Source organism: Bradyrhizobium sp. HKCCYLRH3059 (assembly GCF_051168035.1).
GTDB lineage: Bacteria > Pseudomonadota > Alphaproteobacteria > Rhizobiales > Xanthobacteraceae > Bradyrhizobium.
Map to the genome: position 1 here is coordinate 560823 of NZ_JBNPUF010000003.1, position 11858 is coordinate 572680.

11 protein-coding genes and 1 pseudogene are annotated in these 11858 nt (G+C 66.2%); 4 read left to right on the forward strand and 8 right to left on the reverse strand.

Annotation, left to right across the window (positions count from 1 at the left end):
* Positions 1-21: 21 nt before the first annotated feature.
* The 4 genes from ACQR13_RS13335 to ACQR13_RS13350 form a co-directional block, all read right to left on the reverse strand.
* On the reverse strand, positions 22-1101 hold the full coding sequence (locus tag ACQR13_RS13335; RefSeq protein WP_316171707.1) for a BMP family ABC transporter substrate-binding protein: 1080 nt from the start codon (positions 1099-1101) through the stop codon (positions 22-24).
* An 81-nt stretch (positions 1102-1182) separates the two neighbouring features.
* On the reverse strand, positions 1183-2100 hold the full coding sequence (locus ACQR13_RS13340; RefSeq protein WP_315717789.1) for an ABC transporter permease: 918 nt from the start codon (positions 2098-2100) through the stop codon (positions 1183-1185).
* On the reverse strand, positions 2087-3178 hold the full coding sequence (locus ACQR13_RS13345; protein ID WP_316193135.1) for an ABC transporter permease: 1092 nt from the start codon (positions 3176-3178) through the stop codon (positions 2087-2089). Before ACQR13_RS13345 ends, ACQR13_RS13340 begins: the two co-directional genes overlap by 14 nt.
* A complete protein-coding gene (locus ACQR13_RS13350; protein WP_316193134.1) occupies positions 3162-4727 on the reverse strand; it encodes an ABC transporter ATP-binding protein in 1566 nt (521 codons plus the stop codon). Before ACQR13_RS13350 ends, ACQR13_RS13345 begins: the two co-directional genes overlap by 17 nt.
* A 577-nt stretch (positions 4728-5304) precedes the next feature.
* Between ACQR13_RS13350 and ACQR13_RS13355 the strand changes: the two genes are divergently transcribed.
* A complete protein-coding gene (locus ACQR13_RS13355) occupies positions 5305-6426 on the forward strand; it encodes a hypothetical protein (RefSeq protein WP_316187224.1) in 1122 nt (373 codons plus the stop codon).
* A gap of 52 nt (positions 6427-6478) precedes the next feature.
* Here the strand turns inward: ACQR13_RS13355 and ACQR13_RS13360 are convergent, their stop codons facing one another.
* Complete coding sequence (locus tag ACQR13_RS13360; RefSeq protein WP_316193133.1) at positions 6479-7003, reverse strand: nucleoside deaminase; 525 nt, start codon at positions 7001-7003, stop codon at positions 6479-6481.
* Between the two features lie 131 nt (positions 7004-7134).
* On the opposite strand from ACQR13_RS13360, the gene ACQR13_RS13365 reads away from it, so the two are divergent.
* Positions 7135-8097, forward strand: a complete 963-nt coding sequence (locus ACQR13_RS13365) for a cation diffusion facilitator family transporter (protein ID WP_434862895.1) — start codon at positions 7135-7137, stop codon at positions 8095-8097.
* Between the two features lie 93 nt (positions 8098-8190).
* Here the strand turns inward: ACQR13_RS13365 and ACQR13_RS13370 are convergent, their stop codons facing one another.
* The 3 genes and pseudogenes from ACQR13_RS13370 to ACQR13_RS13380 all read right to left on the reverse strand — a co-directional run.
* The gene (locus ACQR13_RS13370) at positions 8191-9327 is read right to left on the reverse strand and encodes an MFS transporter (RefSeq protein WP_316193131.1); all 1137 of its coding nucleotides are present in this window, start codon (positions 9325-9327) and stop codon (positions 8191-8193) included.
* Between the two features lie 32 nt (positions 9328-9359).
* Positions 9360-9932 (reverse strand): DeoR/GlpR family DNA-binding transcription regulator, encoded by a 573-nt coding sequence (locus tag ACQR13_RS13375; RefSeq protein ID WP_434862909.1) that lies wholly within the window; start codon positions 9930-9932, stop codon positions 9360-9362.
* 84 nt (positions 9933-10016) lie between these two features.
* Positions 10017-10226 (reverse strand): annotated as a pseudogene (locus ACQR13_RS13380) (hypothetical protein); the annotation flags it as partial.
* Between the two features lie 31 nt (positions 10227-10257).
* On the opposite strand from ACQR13_RS13380, the gene ACQR13_RS13385 reads away from it, so the two are divergent.
* Positions 10258-11196, forward strand: a complete 939-nt coding sequence (locus tag ACQR13_RS13385; RefSeq protein WP_434862896.1) for a 2-dehydro-3-deoxygalactonokinase — start codon at positions 10258-10260, stop codon at positions 11194-11196.
* Positions 11193-11834 carry a 2-dehydro-3-deoxy-6-phosphogalactonate aldolase gene (locus tag ACQR13_RS13390; RefSeq protein WP_315750281.1) on the forward strand — a complete coding sequence of 214 codons (642 nt, stop codon included), beginning with the start codon at positions 11193-11195 and terminating at the stop codon, positions 11832-11834. Before ACQR13_RS13385 ends, ACQR13_RS13390 begins: the two co-directional genes overlap by 4 nt.
* The last annotated feature ends 24 nt before the right edge of the window (positions 11835-11858 follow it).

Here is an 11858-nt window from a genome sequence, read left to right on the forward strand (position 1 = left end):
AGTTCTTGCCGGGTGCTGCGTCTACTTGCCCGGCACCTTGTCGTCGACGCCCTTGACGTAGAAGTTCATGCCGAGGATCTGGCCGTCGGCGAGATGGTCGCCGCCCTTGCACTCGATCTCCTTGCCGTCCTGGCCGAGCACCGGGCACTTGAACGGGTGCAGCTTGCCGGCGGTGATCGCGGCCTGGGTCTCCTCGGCCAGCTTCTTCACGTCATCGGGCATGTTGGTATAGGGCGCCATCTCGAACATCTTGGAATCGAGGCCGCCCCAGGTGTCCTCCGACTTCCAGGTGCCGTCGAGCTCGGCCTTGACGCGCGCGATGTAGTAGGGGCCCCAGGTGTCGAGGATCGAGGTGAGCTGCGCCTTGGGGCCGAACTTGATCATTTCGGAGTCCTGGCCGAAGGCGAGCTTGCCGCGCTCGGCTGCGATCTGCATGGCAGCCGGGCTGTCGGTGTGCTGCATGATGATGTCGGCGCCCTGGTCGATCAGTGCCTTGGCGGCGTCGGCTTCCTTGCCCGGGTCGAACCAGGTGTTGGCCCAGATGATCTTGACCTTGATGTTCGGATTGACCGTCTGCGCGCCGATGATGGTGGCGTTGATGCCCGAAATGACCTCCGGGATCGGGAACGAGCCGATATAGCCGAGCACGCCGGCCTTCGACATCTTGCCGGCGATGATGCCCTGGATGTAGCGGCCCTGATACCAGCGCGCCGAATAGGTCGACATGTTCTTGTCGCGCTTGTAGCCCGTGGCGTGCTCGAAATGCACGTTGGGATACTTCTTGGCGACCTTCAGGGTCGGATCCATGTAGCCGAACGAGGTCGTGAAGATCAGCTTGTTGCCGGCGCGGACCAACTGCTCGATGGCGCGCTCGGCGTCCGGGCCTTCCGGTACGTTCTCCAGATAGGTCGTCTCGATCTTGTCACCGAGCTCCTTCACCAACGCCTGGCGCGCGAGCTCATGCTGATAGGTCCAGCCGAGGTCACCGATCGGCCCGAGATAGATGAAGCCGACCTTCAGCTTGTCGGCGGCGTGCGCCACGCCGGCGACGCTTCCCGCCAGCACCAGCGCGGCGGCAGCCCCCAGAAGCCTTTTCATCATCGTCCATGCCTCCAAACAATCCGGGGAAAACCTCGTGAGCCAGAGCGCAGCGCCCCATCGCTGGCGCTCCGGATGATTGGTTCAGCGATCCGGCACGAACACCGTCCCCAGCGCTGCCGGCGCGGTGGAGCCGCCGGTGCGGGCGCGCGACAGCAGCACCAGGACGATCACGGTGGCGAGGTACGGCAGCGCCGACATGAACTGCGAGGGGATGCCGACGCCGGCGCCCTGCGCATGCAGCTGCAGGATCGTCACCGCACCGAACAGGTAGGCGCCGATGACAAGGCGGCCCGGTCGCCAGGATGCGAACACGACCAGCGCCAGCGCGATCCAGCCGCGCCCCGCGGTCATGCCGGGGATGAAGAACGGCGTATAAGCCAGCGGCAGATAGGCGCCGGCGAGCCCGGCGCAGCCGCCGCCGAATAGCACCGCGAGCAAACGGATGCGCAGCACGGGATAGCCGAGCGCGTGGGCGGAGACATGGTTGTCGCCGCAGGCGCGCAGCACCAGGCCGGCACGGGTGCGGTACAGGAACCACCAGACGGCGATGATCAAGACGAGCGACAGATAGACGAACGCATCCTCGCCGAACGCGATACGGCCGACCAGCGGGATGTCGCTGAGGCCGGGAATGGAAAGGTGCGGCGCGGTGCTGATGCGTTCGCCGACAAAGCGCGCGCCGATCAGGCCGGACAGACCGGTGCCGAGAATGGTCAGCGCGAGGCCCGTCGCCACCTGGTTCACGGCGAGGCCGAGGGTCATGAACGCGAAGATCAGCGACATCAGCATGCCGGCGACGATGCCGCACAGCGCGCCGACGATGATCGAGCCGGACAGCCAGGCCCCGCCGAAGCCGCAGGCCGCGCCGACGATCATCATGCCCTCGACGCCGAGGTTGAGGACGCCCGAGCGCTCGGTGACCAGCTCGCCGGTGGCCGCCAGCAGCAGCGGCGTCGATGCTGCGAGCACCGACAGGATGATTGCTTCAACCAGCACCACTTTGCACCTGCCGCGCGGCGAAGACGAGCTTGAAACGGTAGAGGATGAGCGAATCGCAGGCGAGCACGTAGAACAGCAGGATGCCCTGGAACACCTTGGTCACATCGAGCGGAATCTTCATCGTGATCTGGGCCTGCTCGCCGCCAATGAACGTCAATGAGAGAAAAAGCCCTGCAATCAATATTCCAACCGGATTGAGCCGTCCGAGGAAGGCCACGATGATCGCGGTGAAGCCATAGCCCGGCGAGATGCCAGGCTGCAGATGTCCGATGGGTCCCGCCACCTCGATGATCCCTGCGAGACCGGCCAATGCGCCCGACACGGCGAACGTCAGAAGGATGAGCTGGTTCGCATTGAAGCCGCCGAAGCGCGCCGCACGCGGCGCCACGCCCACGACTCGGATCTCGAACCCCTTGATGGTGCGCTCGAGCAGCACGAAGGCGCCGGCAACGACAATCAGCGCGATGATGCTGCCGAGATGCAGGCGTCCGCCCTCGATCAGCACCGGCACGGTGGCGACCGGATCGAACTCCGCCGTGGTGGGGAAGTTGAAGCCGGCGGGATCGCGCCAGGGGCCGCGAACGAGATAGTCGAGCAGGAGATCGGCGACATAGACCAGCATCAGGCTAATGAGGATCTCGCTGGCGCCGAACTTGACGCGGCACAGCGCGGGGATCAGCGCATAGAGCGCGCCGGCTGCGGCGCCCGCGACCAGCATCGCCGGCAGCACCCAGTGTCCCGCTTCGGTGCCTTGCGTCTTCACCGCGATCCAGCTGCCGGCAACGGCCCCGATCAGGAACTGGCCCTCGGCACCGATGTTCCAGGCGTTGGCGAGGTAGCACAGCGACAAGCCGATCGCGATCATGACCAGCGGCGTGGCCTTCACGGCGATCTCCTGTAGCGAATAGCCGTCGGTGAGCGGCGCGATGAAGTAGACGCCGAGCGCGGTGATCGGGTTCTTGCCGAGCACGGCGAACAGCACGCTCATGGTCACCAGCGTCAGTCCGATCGCGATCAGCGGCGAAACCAGCGCGATGGTGCGCGAACGCTCGGCGCGCTTCTCAAGCACGAGCTGCATGCGCCGCCTCCTTCTCGAGGCTGGCGCCGCCCATCAACAGGCCTAGCCTTTCCCGGGTCGCCTCCGCGCGTGGCAGCGCCTCCGACAAGTGTCCGTGAAACATCACCGCGATGCGGTCGGCGATCTCGAGCAGTTCGTCAAGGTCCTGGCTGGTGACGAGGACGGCAGCGCCCGCGCTGGCGAGATCGATCAGCGCCTGGCGGATGATCGCGGCGGCGCCTGCGTCGACGCCCCAGGTCGGCTGGTTGACGACCAGCACCGCCGGCGTGCGCAGGATCTCGCGGCCGACGACGAACTTCTGCAGATTCCCGCCGGACAGGCTCGCCGCTTCCGGATCGCGCTTGGCCTTGCGGACATCGAACGTCTCGGTCGTCAGATCGACCGTCCGCAATGTCGCTGCGGCGTTGATGAAGCCGTGCCGGACCATGTCGCCCGCGGCGTGTCCGGTCAGCAGCGCATTCTCGGACAACCTCATCCGCGGCGCGGTGCCATGCCCCAGCCGCTCCTCCGGCACGAACGCCGCGCCCATCTTGCGGCGCTCGGTGATCGAGAGATTGCCGCAGGCGAGGCCGTCGATGATGATCGCGCCGGGCTCTTTGACGAGGCGTTCGCCGGACAACGCAGCAAACAGCTCGTCCTGGCCGTTGCCGGCGACACCGGCGATGCCGAGGATCTCGCCGCCCTTCAGCTCGAGGGAAATGTTCTTGAGGCCCACGCCATGCGGCTCGCTGGGGGCGAGGGTGAGATCATTGACGACCAGACGCGGCACGGTGGCGTGCCGCTCGGCCGGCGGCTTCACGTCCTTGATCTCGGTCCCCACCATCATGCGGGCCAGCGAGGCAGCCGTCTCCAGCTTCGGATTGCAGGTCGCGACCTTCCTGCCGCCGCGCAGGATGGTGGCGGTGTCGCACAGCCGCTTCACCTCCTCGAGCTTGTGGCTGATGTAGAGGATGGCGCGGCCTTCCGCTTTCAGTCGCTCCAGCACGACGAACAACTGGTCGGCCTCCTGCGGCGTCAGCACGGCGGTGGGCTCGTCCAGGACGAGGAATTTCGGATTCTGCATCAGCGCGCGCACGATCTCGATGCGCTGCCGCTCGCCCACCGACAATTGCCAGACTTCGCGCTTCGGATCGAGCGGCAGTCCGTAGTCACGCGCGACGTCCGCGAGCCGCGCCGACATGGCCTTGAATGGCTCCTTGCCATCGAGCCCGAGCGCCACGTTCTCAGCCACGGTGAGGTTGTCGAACAGGGAGAAATGCTGAAACACCATGCCGATGCCGAGGGATCGCGCTTCCGCGGGACCGGACAGCCTGATGGGCACACCCTGCCAGCGCAGCTCACCGGCGCTCGGCTGCACCAGTCCGTAGACCGTCTTCACCAGCGTCGACTTCCCGGCGCCGTTCTCGCCGAGCAAGGCGTGAATCTCGCGTGGCCGGATCTCGATGTCGATCTTGTCGTTGGCAACGAAGTCGCCATAGCGCTTGGTCAATCCGATCGTCTGCAGGAGCGGAGGCGTAGGGGTCGGATCGGCCGGCGCGAGGTCAGGCATTTGCTGCGTCATGGGGCAGGGGAATGAAGCTGCCTCAATTGTGATCTAATTTGCCGCGGCGCGTAAGAGGCGAAAAGCGCCATCCTCTGCCCAACTCTTGTCCAAGCGTCCATCGCGCCGCGATCGGCGAATGCCGTGCGCCAGTGGTTGCAGGCATCACGTCCCGCAATCGGTCGAGCGGAGCGAACGATAAAGTTCTGTGGCAGTTTTGAGACACCGGCCGGAAATCGATCCGCCGCAGCACGTTGCCCGTTGGATGAGCAGCGTCATCCCATGCGCGTCCAGGGGCGCGCTTGCGCTCGCGCGTTGCCGCGAACGCGCGCGGAAGGGCAGGCGGGGCTCTTCGGAAAAACTTCAGCAATGTGAAGCCGCAAGATCGGAGTCTGGGAGCATCGTGGCCGCGGCCAATCGTCCCATGCCCAAGCTCGCGACCGATGTCGTCGCCGCTGCAATACGACGGAACCTTGATCAAACTGCGGGCAAGTCCTGGAGAAAGTTGAGGCTTCTCCCACCCGTGGAACGGCGCAACTGTGCATGCAAGTCGGGAATCGGCGCTTGTCAACTGGGGGTGTTCTGAATGTCGTTACGTCAAACAATCGCGGCGGTCGTCGCACTGGGCGCGGCAGCGCTGACGTCGGTCGGTGCAGCGGGGGCCGCTGACCTGCCCGCCAAGGCGATCGCGAAGAAGGCGCCGGCCGAGGTGCCGTTCTTCCTCGTCGTCGACAATCGCGTCAGCTACTCCTATATCTTCGATGCCAGCCAGCCTGGTGCATGGAGTGTCAACGGCAACGGCACATTCAACGCCAAGACCGCCAAGCAGGTCTACTCGTTCACCCATTTCGACGTCTGGGGTTACGGCACCAACTTCTTCACGATCTCGCTGTTCAAGTCGGACCACAACGACCCGGCTGGGCCGTGCACGCAGACCGGCGGGATCGTGTCGCCCAACGCAGGTTTCGCCTTCACGCCGGCGAGCTGTGCCGGTGCGACCGAAATCTACGGACTGTTCCGCTCGACCTTCGGCTGGAACCAGATCTTCAACACCAAGGCCTTCACGATGGGCCCGCTGCAGAACATTTCGTTCGAAGTGGGCATGGATGCCAATACCGAGAACCGCTATTTCGGCGCCGCCAAACGCGACGTGGTTGCCGGCCTGCAGTTCGCGTTCAACCTGCCCTACAAGGGCTATTTCAACGTCGCTCCCCTGATGTATTGGGAGTTCGCCAACCACAATTCGTTCTCGCAGTGCGGGGCCGGCTGGTCGAACCCCTGCATCAATGACGGCAATACCTCGTTCAAGCCGACCTGGGCCGTCGAGACCAACTACTACATGGATCTCGGCTTCCTGCCGGAGAGCATGCAGTTCTTCTCGATCTCGGGCCGCGCCGGCTGGTACGGCAAGAAGGGCACCGACACCGAGCCGCTCCCGGCGAGCGTCGCGAACGGCGTCTATCCGACCAAGATCGAGTTCAATTCCGAGCCGATCCGCCTGACCTTCGATGCGTCGAAGGCGATGTGGGGTGAGAAGCAGAGCCACCTGATCGACGTCTGGGTGGCCTATCGCTACTGGCAGAACAAGTTCGGCCTCGACCACAACAACGCGGTCGGCTGTTCCGTCGCCGGTGTCGGCGGCACCCGTGTCGCCACGGGCGCCTGCACCGAGTCGTCGCTGTATTCGGGCGTGACCGTGAAGTTCTGATATCGATCGAGCCACGCAAGCGGGCGCCGCGCCTCCGGTCGCGGCGCCTGCTTCATTTGTCCCAGGCTCCCTCATGCAGCGTCGCGGCTTCCTCCTCCAGCAGGGGGCCGACGATTTCGGTCGCACGCTGGCCGCTCGCGAACACGTCGCGGCACGGCAGATCGAGCGTCGGGTTCTCCGGATGGTTGCCGGTGAGGTCGCGCAGTCGCCGCTCGCTGAGGCCGTACACCACGCGCCCGATGCCGGCCCAGTAGATGGCGCCCGCGCACATCGCGCACGGCTCTGCCGATGAATACAGCGTGGCCGCCGCCCTGATCTCGGGCGCTATCGAAACGCAGGCCTGGGTCGCGACCAGCCGCTCGGCATGGGCCGTGGCGTCATGAGCTGGCATGTAGCCGTTCTCAGCCTCGATCAGAACGCGGCCGTCGGCAGCGATCAGCACCGCTCCGAATGGATGATTGCCGTTGGACGTCGCGCGGCGGGCGATGGCGAAGCTGTGCCGCAGGAAATGTGTGTCCCGGTCTTGGGCGCCGGCTTGCCTCTGTCCGTCTCTCGCCTGATCTCTCGGCGCCATCATCACTCTGCTCCGTTGCGGATCGGGCGATCCTGCTCCGGCGCGACGACGTCCGCAAGCGCGCCAAGGGAACCGATGCCCCGCAGCTCGCGTTGCCCGGCGCACGAGCGCAGAGAAGAGAACAGGCAGGCGACATGGCGGCAAACGCGGATTCCAAGGTTGCCGTCTATGCCGCGCTTGCCGGCAATCTGCTCGTGGCCTGCACCAAGACCGCCGCGGCGGTGTGGACCGGCAGCTCGGCCATGATGAGCGAGGCGATCCACTCCGCCGTCGACACCTCGAACGAACTGCTGCTGCTCTACGGCTTTCATCGCGCAAGCCGTCCGCCCGACCAGCGGCATCCGCTCGGCCATGGCCGTGAGCTCTATTTCTGGAGCTTCATCGTTGCGCTGCTCTTGTTCGCGCTGGGCGCCGGCGTCTCGCTGTACGAAGGCGTGGCGCACCTGATGCATCCGCTGCCGATCGAAGACCCGACGGTGAACTACGTCGTGCTCGGGCTCTCCTTCGTGTTCGAGGCAGGCTCCTGGTGGGTGGCGGTGCGGCGGTTTCGCTCGGCTGCGCCGGGTCTCTCCTATCTCGAGGCGTTCAGGCGCAGCAAGGACCCGCCGGCCTTCATGGTCGTGTTCGAGGACAGCGCGGCACTGATCGGCATCGTGATTGCTGCTGCCGCGATGGCTGCGGCCGTCGCCTTCGATGAGCCGGCATGGGACGGCATCGGATCGATCCTGATCGGTGTGCTGCTTGCGGCGACCTCGATGGTGCTCGCGCGGGAGAGCAAGAGTCTCCTGATCGGCGAGCCGGCGGACCCGGAGCTGGCGCGTTCGATCCTCGACATCGCGCGCAAGAGGAAGGGCGTCAAGTCAGCCAATGGCCTGCTCACGGTGCAGCTGTCACCGCAGCATGTCGTTGTCGCGCTGAGCATCGAGTTTGCGGACGATCAGCGCGCCGACGACATTGAGCGCGCCGTGGTTGCGATCGAGAGCGAGCTGAGGGCGCGGCATCCGATCGTCGCGGCGCTGTTCGCCAAGCCGCAGACCGGTGCGCGCTATCAGGAAATGCGCGAGAGCGTGCTCCAAGATGGCTCGACTCCGGCGTGAGATCGGCAGCTCAGCGATAGACGACGTCGCTTCGTGCAGACGAACGGCCGAGGCATGAGATGCCGGGTCAAGCCGGCGCCGCGCTCCTCGTTCCTAAGGCTGCGTGCTCGCGGCCAACGGCGCGCTCAGCAGCACGATCACCAGCAGCGCAGCCAACATCCAGAATGCGGCCGGCAGGCTGGTGGCTGCGGCGATGAAGCCGATGCCTGCGGGGCCCAGCAGCACGCCTGAGTAGCCTGCGGTGGTGACGGCCGCGACGGCCAGCCCGACCGGCATGGCGGTCTGCGCCCCGGCTCGGCGGAACAGCACCGGGACCAGGTTCGACGCGCCGAGGCCGATCAGCGCAAAGCCCGCCATGGCAGCAGCAACCCACGGAGCCGTGAGCAGCAGGACGAAGCCCGCGATGGCGGTGGCGCTGCCCCCGAGCAACGTTGCGCGATCACCGATCCGTGCAACCACGGCGTCACCGACGAGGCGCCCTGCGGTCATTGCGATCGAGAACATGATGTAGCCCAATCCGGCCTGCGCGGCCGGCAGGCGGCCGGAACCGGCGAGCAGCAGCGCGCTCCAGTCGAGCATCGCGCCCTCGACCAGGAACATGATTGCGGCGAGCGCCGCCAGCAGCAGCACCGCGCCGTGCGGAAGCACGAGCAGAGGCCCCGATTGCGCGGGTTTGCTCGCCATCAGTCGCGGGGCAGCCACGATCATCGCGGCCAGGGCGAGGGCACAGCAGGCGAGCGTGCCGAGCAGCGGCGCGACGTCGAACGCGAGCAGCGCGGTCATGACGCCGGAGCCCGCGAAGCCGCCGATGCTGAACTGGGCATGGAAACCTGACATCAGCGGACGTTCGCTCAGCCGCTCGACGTCGATCGCCTGGATGTTCACCGCGACGTCGAGCGAGCCCAGCGCCGCACCGAAGGCGAACAATGCGAGTGCGAGAGTCGCTGGCGTTGCTGCGATCGCCAGCAGCGGCAGGAACAGCGCGAGAGCGATGCCGCTGACGATGACGACCGGCTTGCTGCCATAATGGGCGGTCAGCAGTCCGGCGGCCAGCATCGATGCGACTGAGCCCACGCCGAGCGAGAGCAGTAGCAGCCCGAGCGTCGCATCATCGACGCCGAGCCGCTGTTTGGCAAACGGCACCAGCGGTGCCCAGCAGGCGATGCCGAAGCCGGCGACGAAGAAGGCCAGGCGGGTCGCGAGCCGCGCCGCGCTGTGATCAGAACTCATTTGGAAGATCCCTGACTTTCTGAAGGGCGCCGTCACACCGGCGGGGCGGCCGTCATGATGGCGGCTCCCGCCCGTTTGAGCAGGGCGAGGCGGGCCGCCGGCGCATCATGCTCGACGGTGAGCTGGCTGATGGTCTTGGCGCCGGCGATACGGTGGGGGGCTCGGGTCTCGAGCTTCTCGTTGGTGACCATTGCGACGCTTACGCGGCTCAGCGACAGCAGCGTCCGCTTGAATGCTGCGTCAGTCGGATCAACCGCGCTGATGCCGCCTTGCGCCGATACAGCGCAGACGCCGATGAAGCAGCGGTCGATGTTCAAGCGCTGCACCTGCATGAGGGCGTCGGCGTCGACACTGCCGCCGACTGCGGGGTGAACGGAGCCGCCGATCATGGTCAGCTGCAGGTCCTGCCGGTGCAGCACGGTTGCGGCAATGTCGATGGCGTTGGTTGCGACGGTGAGATCGAAATCATCGGGCAGGACTTCAGCGAGGGCGAGATTGGTGCTGCCACTATCGAGGAAGAGAAATTCGCCACGCGCGATGCCGCGGGCGGCCGTCCGGGCGAGCGCCAGCTTGCGTTCGCGATCTTGCCCGATCCGCGCCGCCATCGGTGTCATGCCGCCGGCGATCGGCAATGCGCCGCCATACACCCGGCGGCAGCGTCCTTCGGCGGCAAGCGCACGAAGATCGCGCCGGATGGCATCCTCGGAGACGCCGAATTCGTGGGCCAGGGCGGCCGCGACGACCGCGTGCCCCGCCGAGAGGCGGCCGGCGATCTGGTCGCGGCGCGCCAGTGGAAGGTCTGACATGGCCGTCCTCATATCAGGCATAAACAAGAATAACAACGTGCATAATCGTGCACCGCGCAATTTGTTGTTTGCGCGGCCCGCGCGGCATGGCATTGCCAGATGTCGAAGTGATCGGGAGCAGGGTGTGACCGCCGTCTATTCGTCAGCAACGCCGGCCCTTGTCGCCGTCGACTGGGGGACATCCAGCTTCCGCGCCTGGCTGATGGCCGGAGACGGGACGGAGCTGGCCGAGAGCCGCGGTAGCGAGGGCATGCTGCATTGCGCGACATCTGGCTTCGCGCCGGTGCTGCGCGACCATCTGGCGAAGCTCGGCGCGCCGGCCGATGTTCCGGTGCTGATCTGCGGCATGGCCGGCGCGCGGCAAGGCTGGGTCGAGGCGCCTTATCTGCACACGCCCACCCGGCCGGAGGCGCTGCATGCCGGCGCGATTCGCGTCGACATGGATGGCGACGTCAGGATTCTGCCGGGATTGGCGCAGGCGCGGGCGGATCAGCCGGACGTGATGCGCGGCGAGGAAACCCAGCTGCTCGGCGTCACCGAGCCGGACTTCACCGGGATCGTCTGCATTCCGGGCACCCACAGCAAATGGATCCGGATCGATGCCGGCGCTGTGATCGACTTTGCCACCTACATGACCGGCGAGCTGTTCGCGGTCGTCTCTCAACATAGCATTTTGATGCACGCCGTCGAACCGGAGGCCTCGGCCGTCGAGCACGACGCGGCGTTCCGCGAGAGCTTCGCAGCGTCGCTTGCCGCGCCGACGGCACTGACCAATGCGCTGTTCCGGCTGCGCGCAGCCCAGCTCCTCGGTTTTGAGCAGCGGTCCGATGGGGCTGCGAGGCTCTCCGGGCTTCTGATCGGCAGTGAGATCGCCGACGCTCGGGCGCGGTTTGGCGCCGAGCTTCCACTCCGGTTGATCGGAGCGGGCCGGCTCGGCCGGCTCTATCGCGCGGCGCTCGCCGCTGCTGGTTTCGACGTGAACGAATGTGATGCCGAGCAGGCGTCCCGGCGCGGCCTGGTCAAGGCCGCGCGGCAGATCTGGGGAGCGCGTTTCCGACCATGACAAAGTCCGTTGCCTGGCCGCATGTGAAGCGGTCGCTCGTTGCGATCCTGCGCGGTATCAAACCCGACGAGTCCGAGGCCATCGTCGATGTCCTGATCGAAGCCGGTTTCGAGCTGATCGAGGTTCCTCTCAACTCGCCGGAACCGTTCGTCTCGATCGAGCGTCTCGCCGCCCGGTTCGGCAAGGACTGCCTGATCGGTGCAGGGACGGTCGTCAATGCCGCAGATTGCGTGCGTGTCGCGGAGGCCGGCGGGCGTCTGATGGTCAGCCCCAACGTCGATGTCGAAGTGCTGGCGACGGCGCAGGCCTACGACATGGTCACCATGCCCGGGGTCTTCACGCCGACGGAGGCCTTTCTTGCTTTGCGTTGCGGCGCCTCGGCCCTGAAATACTTTCCGGCGTCGGTGCTCGGTCCGTCGGGGATTGCAGCGCAACTTGCCGTCCTGCCGAAAGGCGTCGTGGTCGGCGCCGTCGGCGGTGTGTCGGACAAGACGCTCGCCTCCTACGTCGCCGTCGGCGTGCGCGCCTTCGGTCTCGGCTCGAGCCTGTACAAGCCGGGCATGAGCGCGAGCGATGTGCGGGAGACAGCTCGCGCCTCGGTCAAGGCGTATGACGAGACTATTCGCGATCAGGGCTGAGCTGGTAACTCGTGACAGTTTCGT

Coding starts and splice junctions, on each gene's coding strand:
- ACQR13_RS13335 (WP_316171707.1), bottom strand. CDS start 1,101: ATGATGAAAAGGCTTCTGGGGGCTGCCGCCGCGCTGGTGCTGGCGGGA.
- ACQR13_RS13345 (WP_316193135.1), bottom strand. CDS start 3,178: ATGCAGCTCGTGCTTGAGAAGCGCGCCGAGCGTTCGCGCACCATCGCG.
- ACQR13_RS13350 (WP_316193134.1), bottom strand. CDS start 4,727: ATGCCTGACCTCGCGCCGGCCGATCCGACCCCTACGCCTCCGCTCCTG.
- ACQR13_RS13355 (WP_316187224.1), top strand. CDS start 5,305: ATGTCGTTACGTCAAACAATCGCGGCGGTCGTCGCACTGGGCGCGGCA.
- ACQR13_RS13360 (WP_316193133.1), bottom strand. CDS start 7,003: ATGATGGCGCCGAGAGATCAGGCGAGAGACGGACAGAGGCAAGCCGGC.
- ACQR13_RS13365 (WP_434862895.1), top strand. CDS start 7,135: ATGGCGGCAAACGCGGATTCCAAGGTTGCCGTCTATGCCGCGCTTGCC.
- ACQR13_RS13370 (WP_316193131.1), bottom strand. CDS start 9,327: ATGAGTTCTGATCACAGCGCGGCGCGGCTCGCGACCCGCCTGGCCTTC.
- ACQR13_RS13375 (WP_434862909.1), bottom strand. CDS start 9,932: ATGGCGGCGCGGATCGGGCAAGATCGCGAACGCAAGCTGGCGCTCGCC.
- ACQR13_RS13390 (WP_315750281.1), top strand. CDS start 11,193: ATGACAAAGTCCGTTGCCTGGCCGCATGTGAAGCGGTCGCTCGTTGCG.